This window comes from Rhodococcus sp. BS-15 (genome assembly GCF_000813105.1).
GTDB lineage: Bacteria > Actinomycetota > Actinomycetes > Mycobacteriales > Mycobacteriaceae > Rhodococcoides.
In genome coordinates this window covers 1-16,507 of record NZ_BAOX01000029.1, presented here as the reverse complement: position 1 = coordinate 16,507, position 16,507 = coordinate 1, and the positions used below count along the sequence as shown (strand labels likewise).

Annotated in this window: 14 protein-coding genes and 5 pseudogenes; 9 read left to right on the top strand and 10 right to left on the bottom strand. The window is 65.3% G+C overall.

Going from position 1 to position 16,507, the window contains the following annotated elements; translation table 11 throughout:
* Positions 1-2 precede the first annotated feature (2 nt).
* Positions 3-2,150, top strand: coding sequence for a thiamine pyrophosphate-dependent enzyme (locus RHBS_RS06215; protein WP_128645173.1), 2,148 nt, complete (start codon positions 3-5; stop codon positions 2,148-2,150).
* 1 nt (position 2,151) lies between these two features.
* Here RHBS_RS06215 and RHBS_RS06210 read toward each other — a convergent pair whose 3' ends face one another.
* Entirely contained in the window at positions 2,152-3,633 is a 1,482-nt protein-coding gene (locus RHBS_RS06210) for an MDR family MFS transporter (protein ID WP_128645172.1), read from the bottom strand.
* A gap of 131 nt (positions 3,634-3,764) precedes the next feature.
* Here RHBS_RS06210 and RHBS_RS06205 point away from each other — a divergent pair, with 131 nt between their 5' ends.
* On the top strand, positions 3,765-4,382 hold the full coding sequence (locus RHBS_RS06205; RefSeq protein ID WP_128645171.1) for a TetR/AcrR family transcriptional regulator: 618 nt from the start codon (positions 3,765-3,767) through the stop codon (positions 4,380-4,382).
* Between the two features lie 67 nt (positions 4,383-4,449).
* On the opposite strand, the gene RHBS_RS06200 is transcribed toward RHBS_RS06205, so the two are convergent.
* A complete protein-coding gene (locus tag RHBS_RS06200) occupies positions 4,450-5,595 on the bottom strand; it encodes an FAD-binding oxidoreductase (protein ID WP_121870498.1) in 1,146 nt (381 codons plus the stop codon).
* Positions 5,592-6,089 carry an Lrp/AsnC family transcriptional regulator gene (locus RHBS_RS06195; RefSeq protein ID WP_094686552.1) on the bottom strand — a complete coding sequence of 166 codons (498 nt, stop codon included), beginning with the start codon at positions 6,087-6,089 and terminating at the stop codon, positions 5,592-5,594. Before RHBS_RS06195 ends, RHBS_RS06200 begins: the two co-directional genes overlap by 4 nt.
* Positions 6,090-6,260: 171 nt before the next feature.
* Between RHBS_RS06195 and RHBS_RS06190 the strand changes: the two genes are divergently transcribed.
* The 3 genes and pseudogenes from RHBS_RS06190 to RHBS_RS06175 all read left to right on the top strand — a co-directional run bounded on the left by RHBS_RS06190 (position 6,261) and on the right by RHBS_RS06175 (position 8,170).
* A complete protein-coding gene (locus RHBS_RS06190; protein WP_121870496.1) occupies positions 6,261-6,833 on the top strand; it encodes an antibiotic biosynthesis monooxygenase in 573 nt (190 codons plus the stop codon).
* A gap of 25 nt (positions 6,834-6,858) precedes the next feature.
* Positions 6,859-7,628 (top strand): annotated as a pseudogene (locus tag RHBS_RS30265) (tyrosine-protein phosphatase).
* Between the two features lie 17 nt (positions 7,629-7,645).
* Entirely contained in the window at positions 7,646-8,170 is a 525-nt protein-coding gene (locus RHBS_RS06175) for a peroxiredoxin (RefSeq protein ID WP_121870494.1), read from the top strand.
* A 13-nt stretch (positions 8,171-8,183) separates the two neighbouring features.
* Here RHBS_RS06175 and RHBS_RS31450 read toward each other — a convergent pair whose 3' ends face one another.
* Positions 8,184-8,306: a hypothetical protein gene (locus RHBS_RS31450; RefSeq protein WP_259467969.1), complete on the bottom strand. Its 123-nt coding sequence runs from the start codon at positions 8,304-8,306 to the stop codon at positions 8,184-8,186.
* Positions 8,307-8,387: 81 nt separating this feature from the next.
* On the opposite strand from RHBS_RS31450, the gene RHBS_RS06170 reads away from it, so the two are divergent.
* Positions 8,388-9,509, top strand: a complete 1,122-nt coding sequence (locus RHBS_RS06170) for a methyltransferase (RefSeq protein WP_128645166.1) — start codon at positions 8,388-8,390, stop codon at positions 9,507-9,509.
* Between the two features lie 9 nt (positions 9,510-9,518).
* Here RHBS_RS06170 and RHBS_RS06165 read toward each other — a convergent pair.
* Positions 9,519-9,943 (bottom strand): annotated as a pseudogene (locus tag RHBS_RS06165) (hypothetical protein).
* 197 nt (positions 9,944-10,140) lie between these two features.
* Between RHBS_RS06165 and RHBS_RS06160 the strand changes: the two are divergent.
* Positions 10,141-10,986, top strand: coding sequence for a Bax inhibitor-1/YccA family protein (locus RHBS_RS06160; protein ID WP_128645162.1), 846 nt, complete (start codon positions 10,141-10,143; stop codon positions 10,984-10,986).
* A gap of 66 nt (positions 10,987-11,052) precedes the next feature.
* Here RHBS_RS06160 and RHBS_RS06155 read toward each other — a convergent pair whose 3' ends face one another.
* From RHBS_RS06155 to RHBS_RS06140, 5 genes and pseudogenes are all read right to left on the bottom strand, one after another.
* Positions 11,053-12,273 carry an acetyl-CoA C-acetyltransferase gene (locus RHBS_RS06155; protein ID WP_128645160.1) on the bottom strand — a complete coding sequence of 407 codons (1,221 nt, stop codon included), beginning with the start codon at positions 12,271-12,273 and terminating at the stop codon, positions 11,053-11,055.
* A 71-nt stretch (positions 12,274-12,344) separates the two neighbouring features.
* Positions 12,345-12,915 (bottom strand): annotated as a pseudogene (locus tag RHBS_RS28795) (GDSL-type esterase/lipase family protein); the annotation flags it as partial.
* Positions 12,889-14,093 (bottom strand): annotated as a pseudogene (locus RHBS_RS06150) (NAD(P)(+) transhydrogenase (Re/Si-specific) subunit beta); the annotation flags it as partial. The pseudogenes RHBS_RS06150 and RHBS_RS28795, both read right to left, overlap by 27 nt.
* Positions 14,093-14,416, bottom strand: a complete 324-nt coding sequence (locus RHBS_RS06145; RefSeq protein WP_068048360.1) for an NAD(P) transhydrogenase subunit alpha — start codon at positions 14,414-14,416, stop codon at positions 14,093-14,095. The gene RHBS_RS06145 and the pseudogene RHBS_RS06150, both read right to left, overlap by 1 nt.
* Entirely contained in the window at positions 14,416-15,534 is a 1,119-nt protein-coding gene (locus tag RHBS_RS06140) for a Re/Si-specific NAD(P)(+) transhydrogenase subunit alpha (protein ID WP_128645158.1), read from the bottom strand. The genes RHBS_RS06145 and RHBS_RS06140 overlap by 1 nt, the downstream gene beginning before the upstream one ends.
* A 254-nt stretch (positions 15,535-15,788) precedes the next feature.
* Here RHBS_RS06140 and RHBS_RS06135 point away from each other — a divergent pair, with 254 nt between their 5' ends.
* Together RHBS_RS06135 and RHBS_RS06130 are read left to right on the top strand one after the other, a co-directional pair.
* A complete protein-coding gene (locus tag RHBS_RS06135; RefSeq protein WP_128645156.1) occupies positions 15,789-16,229 on the top strand; it encodes an HIT family protein in 441 nt (146 codons plus the stop codon).
* Positions 16,226-16,507 (top strand): annotated as a pseudogene (locus RHBS_RS06130) (peptidase); the annotation flags it as partial. The gene RHBS_RS06135 and the pseudogene RHBS_RS06130, both read left to right, overlap by 4 nt.

Below are 16,507 nucleotides of genomic sequence, written 5' to 3'. Positions count from 1 at the left end.
GCGTGGCGAACGCGATCGACGCGCATTTCCTGGACCGGATCAGGGTCGCCTCGACGGGCGGGCCGGAGCTCGCCGATCCGGATCGTCTGCTGCGGTACTTCGATGCGCAGCTCGCGAGCCGGCACCTGGACTTCGCAGCCCGCTGGTTGCAGTCCGAGGGCTTCGGGTACTACACCATCGGATCGTCCGGGCACGAAGCAAATGCAGCCGTCGGTGCCGCGACGACGGTCACCGACCCGGCCCTGCTGCACTACCGCTCGGGCGGTTTCTATGCCGCACGTGCACAACAGCATTCGGGTTCAAACCCGATCCACGACGTGCTGGCCGGGTTGGTCGCCTCCACCCGCGACCCCATCTCGGGCGGACGCCACAAGGTGTTCGGGCACCCGGATCTGGGCATCGTGCCACAGACCTCCACCATCGGCTCGCAGGTTCCGCGCGCGGTCGGACTGGCGTTCGCTCTCGGTCGCGCGAAGGCGCTGCGTCATCGAACGCCGTGGCCCGAGGACGCCATCGTGGTGTGCAGCTTCGGCGATGCCTCGGCCAATCATTCGACGACGGTCGGTGCGCTCAATTCGGCTGCGTACTGTGCCCACCAGTCGATTCCGATGCCGATCCTTCTCGTCTGCGAGGACAACGGCATCGGAATCAGTACCCGGTCGCCGCGGGGCTGGATCGCGCAGTCGCTCAGCCGATTTCCGTCGATCGAGTACGTCCGAGCCGACGGGACAGACCCGGTCGCGCTGATGAGTACCGTGGACGCCGCTGTCGCCGCAGTGCGGTCGGGGCGTCGGCCGGTGATGTTGCACCTCGAGACAGTGCGGTTGATGGGCCACGCCGGATCCGACGCCGAGCTCGCGTACCGCACCAACGCAGACATCGTCGGCGACTACGCACGAGATCCGTTGCTGGCCTGCGCACGTGCGCTGATCGGGGCCGGTGTGCTCTCGGCAGCCGACGTCGAAGGTCGCTACGAGGCAGTACGCGAGACCGTGATGACCGAGGCCGAGGCGATGGTCGAGTCACTCCGGTCCGGGGCATCGTCTCGCCTGGTCACCGCGGACGCGGTGATGGCTCCGCTCACCGAACGGCGACCGATTGCCGTGGCCGCCACCGAGCAGAGCCTGCGACCGACACAGGGCGGGCCGCGTCTGACGCTCGCCGCCATGATCAACACGACGCTTGCCGACATCATGGCGGCGCGACCGGATGTCCTCGTGTTCGGCGAGGACGTGGCTGTCAAGGGCGGCGTCTACGGCGTCACGAAAGGTTTGCGCAAGAAGTTCGGCGCAGCAAGGGTTTTCGATACCCTGCTCGACGAGCAGACGGTGCTCGGCACCGCCCTCGGTACCGCGCTCGCAGGATTCGTTCCGATACCCGAGGTCCAGTATCTGGCGTACCTGCACAACGCCGAGGATCAGCTGCGCGGTGAGGCCGCGTCGCTCAAGTTCTTCTCCGATGCGCAGTTCACCAACGGGATGGTCGTGCGCATCGCCGGTCTGGCGTATCAGCGTGGTTTCGGAGGGCACTTCCACAACGACAACGCGGTTGCGGTTCTGCGCGATATTCCGGGCATCGTCGTTGCCGTTCCGAGTTCCGCTGCCGAGGCCGCCGCGCTGCTGCGGACGTGCGTGGCGCTGGCCGTGGAGGAGGGACGGGTATGCGTCTTTCTGGAGCCGATTGCGCTGTACCACCGCGTCGATCTGGACGACGGCGACGGGGCGTTGCGGTGCGTCGACGACGCGTCGGCCGAGTTCGCGACCATCGCAACCCATTCGGACGGTGAGGATCTGGCCATCGTCACCTTCGGTAACGGGGTGGTGATGAGCAGGCGCGCCGCGTCGAGGTTGCGTGAGCGCGGCATCGGCGTGACGATCGTCGATCTGCGCTGGATCGTTCCGCTGCCGGTCGACGACCTTCTGCGCCGGCTCGAAGGCTTCGATCGAGTGTTGATCGCGGACGAGACCCGCCACGACGGGGGAGTGGGAGAAGGCGTCGTGACGGCCCTGATCGAGGGTGGCTACGCGGGTACGATCCGCCGAGTGGCGAGCAAGAATTCGTTCGTTCCGCTGGGCGCCGCAGCCGATCTCGTCCTCCTGTCGGAAGACGAGATCGTTTCTGCGGCTGCGGAGATGGTCGAATTCGGTTGACTCAGTGCACCGGCTGTACGGGAGCGACCTCGTCGAGATCCTTGCGTGCCGGGGCGCGGATGAAGAACGACGCAGCGACGGCCACCAGAGATACTGCGCCGCCGTAGAGGAACGCGGTGTGGATACCGGCCTCCGAACCGCCGACCTGGGTTGCGCCGTCGGAGATTCGGGCTGCTGCGGTGTTCGACATGACGGTGACGAACAGGGCGGTACCCGCAGCACCGGCCAACTGCTGAACAGTGTTGAAGATGGCGCTTCCGTGTGAGTACAGCTGTGTCGGAAGCGATCCCAGCGACGATGTCATCAGCGGCGTCATGATGAGAGCGAGACCCGCCGAGAGCAGCATGTGGATACCGATCACGAGCGGGAGCGCAGATTGCGCGTCCAGCACGGTCATCGACCACAGTGCGGCGCTCACCACCATCGCGCCCGGAATGACCAACGGGCGCGGACCGATTCGGTCGAAGATGCGTCCGACGAACGGCGCGAGCAGACCCATCAGCAGTCCGCCGGGGAGCAGCATCAGGCCGGTGTCGAGAGTGTCGAGTCCGCGGACGTTCTGCAGATACATCGGCAGCAGGATCAGAGCGCCGAACAGTGCCATCATCGAGATCGCGATCATACCGAGGCCGATGCTGAAGGTGGGGGTGCGGAACGGACGCATGTCCAGCAGTGCGCCGCCGCGATCTTGGCGCGAGATCTGCCGGAGAACGAACACGACGAGGGAGATCGCACCGACCACCAGCGGCAGCCAAACCGGCACCACGGAATCCTCGGCCGAGTGTCCGAGGCTGCTCAGGCCGTAGACGATCCCGCCGAACGCCAACGCGGACAACACGACCGACGGCGGATCGAACGACGGTCGCCCGGTCTGGGGCACGTTCTTCACGAGAGTGGTCCCGATCGCGAACGCGAGGAGGGCGATCGGCAGGACGAGCCAGAACATCCAGCGCCAGTCCAGCGAGTTGAGAATGATGCCCGAGATCGTCGGACCGACAGCGGGTGCCACGGCGATGACGATGGAGATCACGCCCATCATCGCGCCGCGCTTGTGGGCCGGGACGACGGTGAGCACCGTGGTCATGAGCAGCGGCAACATGATTGCCGTGCCGCTGGCCTGGGTGATGCGTCCGAGCAGGAGCAGTTCGAATCCCGGGGCCGAGGCCGCGAGCAGTGTGCCGACGGTGAACAGCGTCATCGCTGCCATGAACACCTGACGCAACGTGAATCGCTGGAACAGGAATCCGGTGATGGGGATGACCACGGCCATGGTCAGCAGGAATCCGGTGGTGAGCCACTGCGCCGTCGTCGCCGTGATGTCGAGGTCGACCATCAGGGTCGGTAGTGCCACGCTCATGATCGTCTCGTTGAGGATCATGACGAACGCCGCGATGACGAGAAAGCCGATCAGTAGTTTGCTGCCCGGCGCGAGTTCGTCGCCCGACGTGGGCTCGGACATGTGGTCGGTTTCAGGTGAGGTCATCGGAAGCTTTCGATTATGGGTTCGAAGTGCGGACTTTCGGCCCGCTCAGATAGCTTGAATCATCATGACAGTGACTGTCAACTTGAATACTACTGGTAAGTTGACAGCGAGAATACGAAGGAGTGACGAGGATGACCGAACGAGCGCCCGATCTGCGAGAGCGACGTCGCCGAGACACCCAACTCGAGATCACCCGCGCCGCGCTCGACCTGTTCGAGAAGCAAGGGTGCGCCGCGACGACGGTCGACGAGATCGCGCGTCGGGCCGGGGTGTCGCCCAGCACGTTCTTCCGCAGCTTCGCGTCGAAGGAGGAGTCCGTCCTCGGAAACGACTCGGACCTGGATGTCGACCTGAACGCCTGGCTGGCGTCCACGGCACCGAAGAACATCACCATCACCGGTATCGAAGCACTCTACGAGCGATCCGTCGAACGACTTTCTTCCGCGCCGGACGAGGTGCGAGATCGCCTCCGGCGTACCCGACGGCTGATCGGCGCCGACGCGCACCTGCGTTCCGCGGCCTTCGCCCACGACGCGATGACGTTGTGCCGCGTCACCGATGCGGTAGCCGAGAGGCTCGGTGGCCACGAGCCGCGTTCCTACGCGAGACTTCTGGTCGAGGGGGCCGGGATGGTCATGCGCATCGCCTTCGACGACTGGGCCGAGCGAGTCGACGGTGGGCAGGACGCCGATCTACTGGACATCTACCGAACCACGGTGCGTGATCTACGACGCGTCGTGGCCGGCTGAGCTTGTCGATGTGAGTGGAACTTCGTAGCCCAGGTCGAGCTTTCGTGCACGTGGCGCGGAGCGCCTCTCACCAGAATCGGCCTGGCGACAGGTCCGCTTCGTCGAGTCCGCGGGCGGCCACGTCCTGTGGAAGTGGTTCTCCGCGAACGATTGTCGCGCCGACTCGGGCCAGTGCCGCACAGGTCTGGATTCCGTATCCACCCTGACCGGCGCACCAGAAGAAACCTTCGACCTTCCGATCGAAGCCCACGACCGGGGTGCGATCGGGAACGAAACTGCGCAGACCCGCCCAGGACGACCGCAAATGCCGGCCCGTCAGCGTGGTCGCCTCGGCGATGTCGTCGAACGCGCGCGCGATCTCCAATTCGTCGGGACGCGCGTCACTGGGCTCGGTGGGCGTCTCGTCAGCCGGTGAGCACAACAACTGTGCGCCATCTGGTTTGATGTAGAACTTCTCGTCCATGTCGCTCAACGTCGCCAGATTCGCGGTGTCCAGATCATCGGGCGCGGCGACCATGAACACCGACCGACGCATCGGGACGAGTCCGATCGGATCGGCACCCGCCATCTCGCCGACGACGTCCGCCCATGCGCCTGCTGCGTCGACGACGAGAGGAGCGGTGTGGACCGACCCGTCCGTGGTGTGCACGTGCCACAGTCCGTCGACGCGTCTCAGTTGTGTCACGCCTGCCCCGGTGTGGACTCGTCCACCTCGATCGCGCAGCCCCCGCACGAAGCCCTGATGCAGTGCGTGAACGTCGACCTCCATCGAATGTGGTTCGTACAGTGCACAATCGATCAGTTCGGGACGTAGCGGCGGGAAGAGCGTACGCGCGTCGGTCGGGGAGACCAATCGGGCGTCGGGTGTCAGTCGGCTGACGTCCGCGTACGTTGCCTCGAGCGCGTCACCTCGCCCGGTTGCCGCGAACTGCAGCAGCGGTCGCGGGGCGAGCAGCTCGGATCGGAAGTGCTCCGGCGGGTCGACCAGAAATGCCCGGCTGGCCGTCGTCAGTGCCCGAATGGTGCTGTTGCCGTAGGTTTCCAGGAACAGGGCGGCCGAACGTCCGGTGGTGTGGAAGGCCAGGGTCGATTCGCGCTCGAGCAGTGCGACGCGTCGGTCGCTCGCGAGTTCGTAACCGAGCGAGACACCCCCGATTCCGCCGCCGATCACGATGACGTCGGCGGAGTTCCGTTCTCGCTCGGACGTGGTCATGGATTGCTCCCGTTCGTTGTCTCTGCGGTCCACTGCGCGCCGGGGCCGATCGCCTCGTCGAAGATCAGCCAGGTTCGCGTCGACAGTATCCCGTCGAGTCCCTGCAGCTTGTCGAGCACCAGATGGCGTAGTGCCGAGGTGTCCGGAGCTCGCACCAGAACGAGTGCGTCGAAGTCGCCGCCCATGAGGCTGACGTGTTCGACGAACGGGAAGGTGCTCAGGTCGTCGGCGACGGCGCGCCAGGAATCCTGCCGAATGGACAGTGCCACATACGCCGACGCGCCGAACCCCGCTTTCTCGTAGGCGATGCGTGCGGTGAATCCCTCGATGACTCCTTCGTCGACGAGACGGTCGACGCGCACGTACGCGTGCGCCCGCGAGATATGGGTGGCCTCGGCCAGGGCGCGCATGGACATTCGGCCGTCACGGCTGAGTTCGGTGACGATGCGTCGGTCCACGTCGTCGAGCCGGTACTCGGGTCGGTGCTGTGCCATCCGTCCACTCCAGGTCGCTCGAGAAGAGTCTGTGTAGACGAATTGTCACATCCTTCGAGAAATTGAGCCATCGATCTTCGATTCGGCTCACGATTTGAATGTAGGTCCATATTGCCGCACTCTGTGTAGAACACATCGATCCGCGACGAACACGCGCAGGAGGGGTACCGCATGACCACGACCGACACGCTCGATCACGTCACGACCTCGGTCGCACGACGCGTTCGTCAGGGATACGAGGCCGACTTCGTGGAGTGGACCGATCGCGGGATGGATCTCGTCCGAACCTTTCCGGGATTTCTCGGTGGCGGTTGGCTGCGCAGTTCCGGTAATTCCAGCGATTATCACGTGCTGTATCGATTCGAGACACATGACAACCTCGACGGCTGGCTGCGCTCGGATGCCCGACGCGCGTGGCTCAGCACCGGCCGTCCCATCGCCGACGACGTTGCGACACATCGACTTTCCGGTGTGGAGGGATGGTTCGAACCGCAGTCCAACCTCACCGACGCGGTTCGAGTGATCGGTGGCCCGCCGCCGCGGTGGAAGCAGGCGATCTCTATCGGCGTTGCCTTCTATGCCGTCAGTCTGCTCGTCAACATCGTTGTGACGCCACACCTGACGGACCTGAACGTGGCTCTGCGTACCGCACTGGTGGTGATGATGTGCACGCCGCTGATGGTCTACGTGGTGATGCCGTTCGTCACCGCCCGGCTACGTCGGTGGCTGGTACCGCGCTCGTAGCATCACCTTCGATAGGGTCGAACCCATGCCCGACGCCCCGGTACACGATCAGTTCGCCCTAGACGGGGCCTGGAACTTCCGCGATCTCGGCGGCGCGCGCACCACGGACGGGGCCACGGTTCGGGCCGGATCGTTCTATCGCGCATCGGAATTGAGTGCGCTGACCGAGCACGGTCAGCGCACCGTCGCGGACCTCGCATTCGTACGGTGTTCGACTTTCGCGGTGAGCCGGAGATTGGCCGAAGTGGCGCCGACCGAGTTCCCGAGGGGGTCCGATCGATCTCGGTGCCGTTCGACACCGTGCGGGGCGAGCGCGCCCCCCCACGAAGCTCCGATCAGCGACGAGCAGAGCCAAGTGGACTACATGCTGCGGGCGTATGCTCCTATCCGACACTCGACGGGGCGTCGTATGCCATCAAACGAGTGGTCGACGCCCTCGCCGAACGACGCGGTGGGGTTCTGGTCCACTGCGCGGCGGGTAAGGACCGAGCAGGGTGGACCGTGTCGACGGTCCTGCGGGCCGCGGGGGTCGACGAGGACGACATCGTCGCGGATTACCTGAGAAGCAACGACGCGGTGGCCCCACTGCTCGCTCACGTGCGCCGCACGTGGGCGGGAGCCGCGGAGGCGGACGGCCTACCCACCGACGCGATGTTGGGGGTCCGCGCGTCCTACCTGGAGCACGGACTGGACGTCATGAAGTCGACCCACGGCTCGTTCGAGGGATATTTGAACTACCTGGGCATCGATCGGGATCTCCGACAACGCCTGACTGCCGCCCTCGTGGAGGGCTGAGCGGTAACCTCGGGCCCATGCGCATCGGAAAGACCGCCCCGGACTTCGAGTTGCCGGACCATTCCGGCGAACTTCGTGCGCTCGCCGACCTGACCGCGTCGGGTCCGGTCGTACTGTTCTTCTACCCGGCGGCCAACAGCCCCATCTGCACGGCCGAAGCGTGTCACTTCAGGGACTTGGGCACGGAATTCGAGAGGTTCGGCGCACAACGGGTGGGCATCAGTACCGACACCCGAGACCGCAACCAGCATTTCGCGCTGCAGAGGTCCTTCGACTACCCGTTGCTGTCCGACTCCGACGGTGCGGTGGCAGAGCAGTTCGGAGTGCGACGAGGCGGGTGGTTCACCCGGCGGCGTCGGCTTCGTGAGCTCGAACGCGGGCGGGCGCATGCGGCCAACCGTGGGTACCTGCGGCAGCTACTGTCCGTGAAGCGGACGACATTCGTGATCGATCGGAACCGAGTGGTGCGGATGGTGGTGCAGAGCGAACGCGGTCACGTGCATGCGACCAAGGCGTTGGAGTACCTCCGCTACCTGTCGTGACGGGCTGTTCCAGCTATTCGTTCGCGCCGCTGAACAGGGCGGTGTAGACGGCAGGCTTGGAGGTTTCGGCGTGTGCATCGGTGGACGCATCGTCGGGATGGCTGAAGAGCGCCTCGTTCTTGTCTTGGTGTTCCATTCCCCGAGCATGCCCCTGATTCGCGGCAATAGCCACTCGCCGCGCGGGCTGTCTGGCTCCGCCGGGTGGGATACTGCTCGAGTGCCCGATGAATCCCTGTTCGACGCCCTTCGTCGTGAGCCCGACGCCGAGGCGCCCAACCTCCATGCCGTCGACGCTGCGGACCGCCTCGTCCTCGATACCGTCGACGAACTTCCCGGAATCGACAGGACCACGCCGATCGCGGTGATCGGCGACCGGTACGGAGCCCTGACCCTCGGGGCCGCGTCTCTCGGGTTCTCCGCGATACGCGTGCATCAGGACGCCGTCACCGGCGTGCGAGCGCTCGAGCTGAACGCGGCACGGGTCTCGATGTCGGGCTCCTACACCCAGCACGCACTGGGTGCCGAACTGCTCGACGGCGTCGGGGTGGTGCTGATGCAATTGCCGCGCGTTCTGGCCGAACTGACCGAGATCGCCGAGCACATCGCCGCACACGCGTCGGCGGACGTCGTCGTCCTCGCGGGCGGACGAGACAAGCACATGACCCCGGCAATGAACGACGTCCTACGAAAGTCGTTCGAGACCGTCACGGCCGGCCGAGGGCGGCAGAAAGCCCGAGTGCTCACCGCACGTGGGGCGGTGGCGTCGGGCATGACGTATCCGGTGAGCAAGCGGATTGCCGATCTGGACTTGACGGTGGTGGCGCACGGCGCGGTGTTCGCGGGGGCCGGTCTCGACATCGGGACGCGCTATCTGCTCGAGTACGTTCCGAAGATGCTCCCGCGAGCCCGTGTTGCCGTCGACTTGGGTTGTGGCACAGGGATTCTCGCTACCGAGCTGGCCCGGTCCAGGCCCGATCTCGAGGTGATCGCCACCGATCGCTCGGCCGCAGCGATCGCGTCGGCGGCGGCCACAGCCGAGGCCAACGGGACGCGAGTATCGGTGCTCGCCGACGATGCGATGTCCACTGTCGAGTCCGAGTCGGTCGATCTCGTGGTGTGCAACCCGCCGTTCCACGAGGGTGCCGCAGTGCACACGGGCGGCGCGAGCAAGTTGTTCGCGGCGGCGGGCCGAGTCCTGAGGCCCGGCGGGCAGCTGTGGACGGTGTTCAACACCCATCTGAACTATCGACGCGAACTGGCCGACGCCGTTGGCCCCACCGACCTGATGGGGCGCAACGGCAAGTTCACCGTCGCTCGCTCGGTACGCCGGAGCGAGTAACGGTGAGCATCAGGTGACCGGGCCGCCGTCTTCGGGGGTTCCGTCGATCTGTCCCCGGTTGCGGCCGAGATCCTCGACGAGAGTGCCCTCGACGATTTCGGCCTGACGCTGACCTTCCGCGTAATCGATGTCGGGATCCTCGTCGGATTCCTCGACCACGTGGTCGACCAGTTCTTCGGTCAGTTCGTCATCGGGCGTCTCCGCGATCGGTCGGTCGAGATCCTCCTCGACGGCGACGTCGGGTTCTTCCTCGCTGAGCTTGAGGTCCAGACTCTCGCCCTCGGCGGCCTCGCGGGCCGTGGTGCCGAAGCTGTTGGCCTCGCTCCAGTGGTCGGGAGGATCGACCACGGTGTCGCCGTCATCGTTGCGCACCTCGTCGGAGTCGACGCTCTCGCTGGGGTCCAAGGTCTGGTCGGTCCGTCTTCGATTGCCATTTCCTCATAGTGCCCGTTTCGATTCGGTGTCACACACGCCGTCGTCTCCGCGTGTCGAGGCCGTACCCGGTAGAGTCCGATTTGTCCGTCGTAGAAGTTCTCCTCCTGGGAACTTTTGTCCGGATGTCAGACGTTCTACTGATGACCGACGGGGAGATCCCCGGTGGGGATCAGAACTTACGAAGGGAAGAGACACGGTGCGCACCTCCAGCAACCCGGTGTTCCGCAACCTGCCCAAGCAGCAGGGCGGCGGCTACGCCACATTCGGATCTGCGACGGCTGGAGCCTCGCAGGCCGCAACCTTCGGCCAGCATCCCGGAACGCAGGCCGATCCGTACACCACGCAGCCCGCTCAGCGGGCCATGACCATCGACGACGTCGTCACCAAGACCGGCATCACCCTCGGTGTGCTGAGCGTCACGGCGATCATCTCGTATCTCCTCGTCCAGAACAACAACGATCTGGCCATCCCGTTCGTCATCGGTGGCGGACTGGTCGGCTTCGGTCTGGTCATGTTCGCGACGTTCGGCCGCAAGATGGACAACAAGGCGATCGTTCTCGCGTACGCGGCGGCGGAGGGTATCTTCCTCGGAGCCCTGTCCTTCCTGTTCACCTTCCCCATCCAGGGGGTCGGAGCCGGGACACTCATCTCCCAGGCCGTCCTCGGCACGTTCGGCGTGTTCTTCGGCATGCTGATCGTCTACAAGACCGGTGCGATCCGCGTCACCCCGCGTCTGACCCGCATGGTCGTCGGTGCCCTCATCGGTGTCGTCGTCCTGATGCTCGGCAACCTCGTGGCCGGTTTCTTCATGGATGGTGGACTGGGGCTGCGTGACGGCGGACCCCTGGCCATCATCTTCAGCCTCGTCTGCATCGGCATCGCCGCCTTCAGCTTCCTGCTCGACTTCGACCAGGCCGATCAGCTGATCCGTGCACAGGCACCGGAGAAGGCAGCCTGGGGCGTCGCCCTCGGCCTGACCATCACCCTGGTGTGGCTGTACATCGAGATCCTGCGTCTGCTGAGCTACTTCCAGAACGACTAGTGCTCACACGAAAAAGCCCCGCCACTCCTTGAAGAGGGCGGGGCTTTTTCGTGGTGATGCCTCGGCTCAGCTGAGACGTTCCAGCACCATGGCCATACCCATGCCGCCGCCGACGCACATGGTCTCGACGCCGAACGTCTTGTCCTGTGTGGTCAGGTTGTTCAGCAGCGTGGTGGTGATGCGTGCACCGGTCATACCGAACGGGTGGCCGATCGCGATGGCACCGCCGGAGACGTTGAGCTTGTCCTCCTCGATGCCGAGGTCGCGCGCCGATCCGAGGACCTGCACGGCGAAGGCCTCGTTGATCTCGAACAGGTCGATGTCGGAGATCGACATGCCCGCGATCTTCAGCGCCTTGCGAGTGGCCTCGATCGGTCCGAGGCCCATGATCTCCGGTGACGTGCCGGTGACGCCGGTGGAGACGATGCGGGCCAACGGGGTCAGACCCAGTTCCTTGGCCTTGGTGTCGCTCATGATGACCAGCGCCGCTGCGCCGTCGTTGAGCGGGCAGGCGTTACCGGCGGTGATGGTGCCGTTCGGACGGAAGACCGGCTTGAGCTGGCTGATCTTCTCGTAGGTGGTGCCTGCGCGAGGTCCGTCGTCGGTGTTGACGACGGTGCCGTCGGGCAGGGTCACCGGGGTGATCTCCCGCTCGAAGAAGCCTGCGTTGATCGCCTCTTCGGCGCGGTTCTGGCTGCGGACGCCCCAGTGGTCCTGGTCCTCGCGGGTGATGCCGGTGAGGAGGGCGACGTTCTCGGCCGTTTGGCCCATCGCGATGTACGCGTCGGGCAGCTCGCCGTTCTCGCGGGGGTCGGTCCAGCTGTCCGCGCCCTCTTCCTGTGCCTTCTTGGTGCGGGCCTCGGCGTCGGCGAAGATCGGGTTGTGGCTTTCCGGAAGCGAATCCGAGCTGCCGTGGACGAAGCTCGACACGCTCTCGACGCCTGCGGAGATGAACACGTCACCTTCGCCTGCCTTGATCGCGTGCAGCGCCATGCGGGTGGTCTGCAGCGAGGACGAACAGTAGCGCGTGATCGTTGTTCCGGGGAGCGAGTCGTAGCCGAGCTGCACTGCGACGATACGAGCGAGGTTGTTGCCCTGCATGCCGCCGGGCAGACCGCAGCCCAGGAGCAGGTCGTCGATGTCATTCGGGTCCAGCGAAGGCACCTTGGCCAGCGCGGCGGCGACCATCTGAGCGGTGAGGTCGTCGGGACGAATGTCCTTGAGCGACCCCTTCATCGCCCTGCCGATCGGTGAGCGCGCGGTGGCGACGATGACTGCCTCTGGCATGAGATCTCCTTCGAATCGATACTGCTTACCTGCTCTGTTACCGCCGAGTAGGCGATGTCTCCTGACCGAACTTACAACCCCGCCCGACCGCCGCCGCCACGACGTACGAGATCCTCCGACGCAGTGACGATCTCGGCATCGAGCTCTGCCGTTCTGCGACGCAGGAAACGATCGAGTGCGGCCGTGGCGCGGGGAATGGCCTTGCGTGATTCGGCGGCAGCGGACACGGTCGGCAGCTCAGGTAGCGGGCCGCCGTGCCACACCCCCAGCGCCGATGCGAGCACCGGCAGAATCTGCTGCGCCGCGAGCTCGTAACCAGCGGCCGACGGATGGAAGCGGTCCGCCGAGAACATGGTGTCGGGTGCCGCGAGAAACTCGGGGGGAGAGCAGATCCGCCAGCGCCACCGGATGCCCGCCTGCGCTCAGCGTGCGGGCCGTCTGCGCGTGCGCAAGACGTCGACCCCAATTTCGGACGACGGTGCGCAGTGGCTGCGGAATGGCCGTCACGACACCGAGATCGGGGCACGTACCGACGGCGACAACGCAGCCCTTGGCCGTCAATCGCTCGACCGCGTCGCCCAACCGGGCGGCGGACGCCGCGATGGAGAACTTCTTGGTGACGTCGTTCGCGCCGATGACCAACGTGACGTCGGTGCGGGCGAACTCGTCGTTGATGTCGTCCATCTCCTTCATCGCGTCGTACGCGACGTCGGCCTCTGCCAGGAGCACGTTCATGTGCCCTGGCATGCGACCGGCGACGGGGTGAATGGCGTACTTGACCTCGACGCCCTTCGACTCGAGCAGCTTGGCCATGTCCTTGACCGCGTGCTGTGCCTGCGCAACGGCGAGGCCGTATCCGGGAACGACGATGACCTGGTTGGCGTAGGCCATCTGGATGGCAGCGTCGGCCGCGGACGTGGCCTTCGCAGTTCCGCCACCTGCACCCGCGGGACCTGCAGCAGCGTCACCGCCGCCGAATCCACCGGCGACGATTGCCGGAATGGAACGGTTCATCGCCTTGGCCATGAGGTTGGTCAGGATCGTGCCCGAGGCTCCGACGATCATGCCTGCAACGATCATCGCGGTGTTGTTGAGCGCCAGACCTGCGGCCGCCGCGGACAAACCGGTCAGAGCGTTGAGCAACGAAATGACGACCGGCATGTCCGCGCCACCGATGGGCAGCACAACCGTCAGACCGAGAACTCCGGCGAGTACGAGAACCGCAACGATCCACCACTGCGACACCCCGCCGCCCGGAGTGGCGTTGATGCCGATGACCACTGAAGCTGCCACAGCGCCGATCAGCAGCAGAGCGTTGAGCGGCTGCTGCAACTTGCCGATGGTGATGGGCGAACCGGCAGGGTCTCCTGCAGCTTGAGAAACGCGATCAGCGATCCCCAGAACGAGATGGACCCGATGATCGCCGCGAACAGCGACCCGATGACGATGTGGACCGTCGGTGATTCACCGTGCTTGAAGTTCGAGAAACCCGACGTGTCGAGGAACTCGGCCCAGGCGATCAGCGCGACCGTTCCACCGCCGACGCCGTTGAACAGAGCCACCAACTGTGGCATCGCGGTCATCTTGACCCGGCGAGCAGGCGGGATACCGAGCGCAACGCCGACGACCAGACCGACGACGATCAGAATCCAGTTGCCGGTGTCTCGGATGGAGATCAGCGTGGCCACGACAGCGAGGAACATGCCGATCGCGGCGATCTGATTGCCGCGCACGGCCGTCTTCGGTCCGGTCAGACCCATCAGGCCGTAGATGAACATGCCGAAGGCGACGATGTAGAGAATGTTGACGAGATTGTCCATCAGGAGTCAGCACCCTTCGTGGCCTTGGCAGGGACCGGCTTGGACTTGAACATGCCGAGCATGCGGTCGGTGACCACGAATCCACCGATGACATTGACGGTTCCGAACACGAGGGCGACGAACAGGATGACCTGCAGGCCGATGGACGGATCCTCGACCTTGCCGAGCACCACCAGGGCACCGAGCACGACGATGCCGTGGATGGCATTGGTTCCCGACATCAACGGGGTGTGCAAGGTGTTGGGCACCTTGGAGATCACCGCGAAGCCGACGAACCCGGACAACACCAGGATCGCAATGTTCGCGAGCAGCGGGGTGTACATCAGTTCTCCTTCTCACGTGTCACGCAGGCACCGGCGAGAACCTCGTCCGAGAAATCGGGGGCGAGCTTGCCGTCGACCAACATGAGTTCGAGCAATGCCGAGATGTTCTTCGAGTACAGCTCGCTGGCGTGCTCGGGCATCGAGGCCGGCAGGTTCAACGGCGAGCAGATGGTGACGTCGTGCTTGACGACGGTCTCGCCGGGCTCGGTGAGTTCACAGTTACCGCCGGTCTCACCCGCGAGGTCGACCACGACACTGCCGGGCTTCATGCCCTCGACGGCTGCCGCCGTGACCAGTCGCGGGGCGGGGCGTCCGGGCACCAACGCGGTGGTGATGACCACGTCGAATCCCTTGATGGCCTCTTCGAGAGCCTTCTGCTGTTGCACTCGTTCGTCTTCGGTCAGCTCACGTGCGTATCCGCCCTCGCCTGCGGCGTCGATCCCGAGATCGAGCCACTGCGCGCCGACGGAGCGAACCTGATCCGCCACCTCCGGACGCACGTCGTACCCGGTGGGGCGGCCGCCGAGACGCTTCGCGGTGGCGAGCGCCTGCAGACCTGCCACGCCGACGCCCAGTACCAGCACGGTAGCGGGCTTGACGGTGCCCGCGGCGGTGGTGAGCATCGGGAAGAACCGGGTGGACTCGGACGCGGCCAGCAACACGGCCTTGTAGCCTGCGACGTTGGCCTGAGAGGACAGTGCGTCCATCACCTGCGCCCGCGAGATCCGCGGGATCGCTTCGACGGCAAAGGCCTGCACTCCGGCTGCCTTCAACGCCCCGATGCTGTTCTCCGCGTTGCGCGGTGCCAGAAATCCGATGAGCGTCGAACCCGACGTCAGCTTGGCGATCTCGGCGTCGGACGGCGGCGCGACCTTGACCACGACGTCCGCCGACCATGGATCACCGATGGTCGCGCCGGCGGCGACGTACAGCTCGTCGGGAATCAGAGCGCCGAGACCGGCACCCGATTCGACGACGATCGCGACGCCCTTACCCGTCAGGGAGGCAACGATCTTGGGCACCAGGGCGACGCGACGTTCGCCCTCCCCCGATTCCCGAACCACACCGACGACAGTCGTGGATCCCGAACCCTTCTCAGTGCTCTGCGATGTATCCAAATCTCCGTCTTCCTGCGTTGAATGGTGTCCACTGATCGGCCAATGGCCCCGAACGTGCGACGAGTGGACGAACCCATGCGACAAAGGCACAAGGTCCCTGATAGTAGCCAGAGGAGACAGACCGCGGGTAACCCGGAACACAGTCCGATTCGTTCTGAATCGAGTCCGTTCGGCATTCCGCAGCTACAGGACGAGCAATTGTGATGCACGCCATACGGGTCTATCGGTGATGATCGGACCCTACAGTGACAACCGTGGAATCTTGCATCTTCTGTGCCATCGTCGCCGGCGACGCCCCCGCACACCGTGTGTTCGAGAACGACCACGCGGTCGCCTTTCTCGACATCCGGCCGGTCAGTCGCGGACACCTGCTCGTCGTCCCGCGCGAGCACGCCACCGATCTGAACTCGACCCATCCGGACGCGGCCGCCGACGTGTTTCGCGTCGGGCATACGTTGGCGCGCGCCGTGCGCCACTCGGACCTGCGCGCCGACGGAGCCAATCTCGTGATCAACGACGGCAAGGCCGCATTTCAGACGGTGTTCCACCTGCATCTGCACGTGGTGCCCCGCTGGCATCGGGACCGGCTGCGGTTCGCTACCGGGTTCGTGACGCGCCGCCTGCGTGAGCCCGAGCGTGTCGCGGACGCCGTTCGCGTCGGGTTGGCCCGGTTGAACGGCGAATCGACGGCATGAAGCTGTTCCTGTCGTCGTACCGATTCGGCGGTCACTCCGACGCTTTCGTCGAGCTGACCGGGCCGCCGTCCGATCTCGCGGTCATCGCGAACGCATCGGACGCGTGGCCTGCTGCCGCTCGCGAATCCTCGCTTCGCAGCGAGTTCGGTCCGCTGCGGGCGCTCGGGTACCGGCCCGCCGAGCTGGATCTGCGCCAGTACGTGGGTCGGCCCGCCGCCTTCGAGCGCGCACTGGACGGCTTCGGTGCGGTGTGGGTGCGCGGAGGCAACACCTTCGTC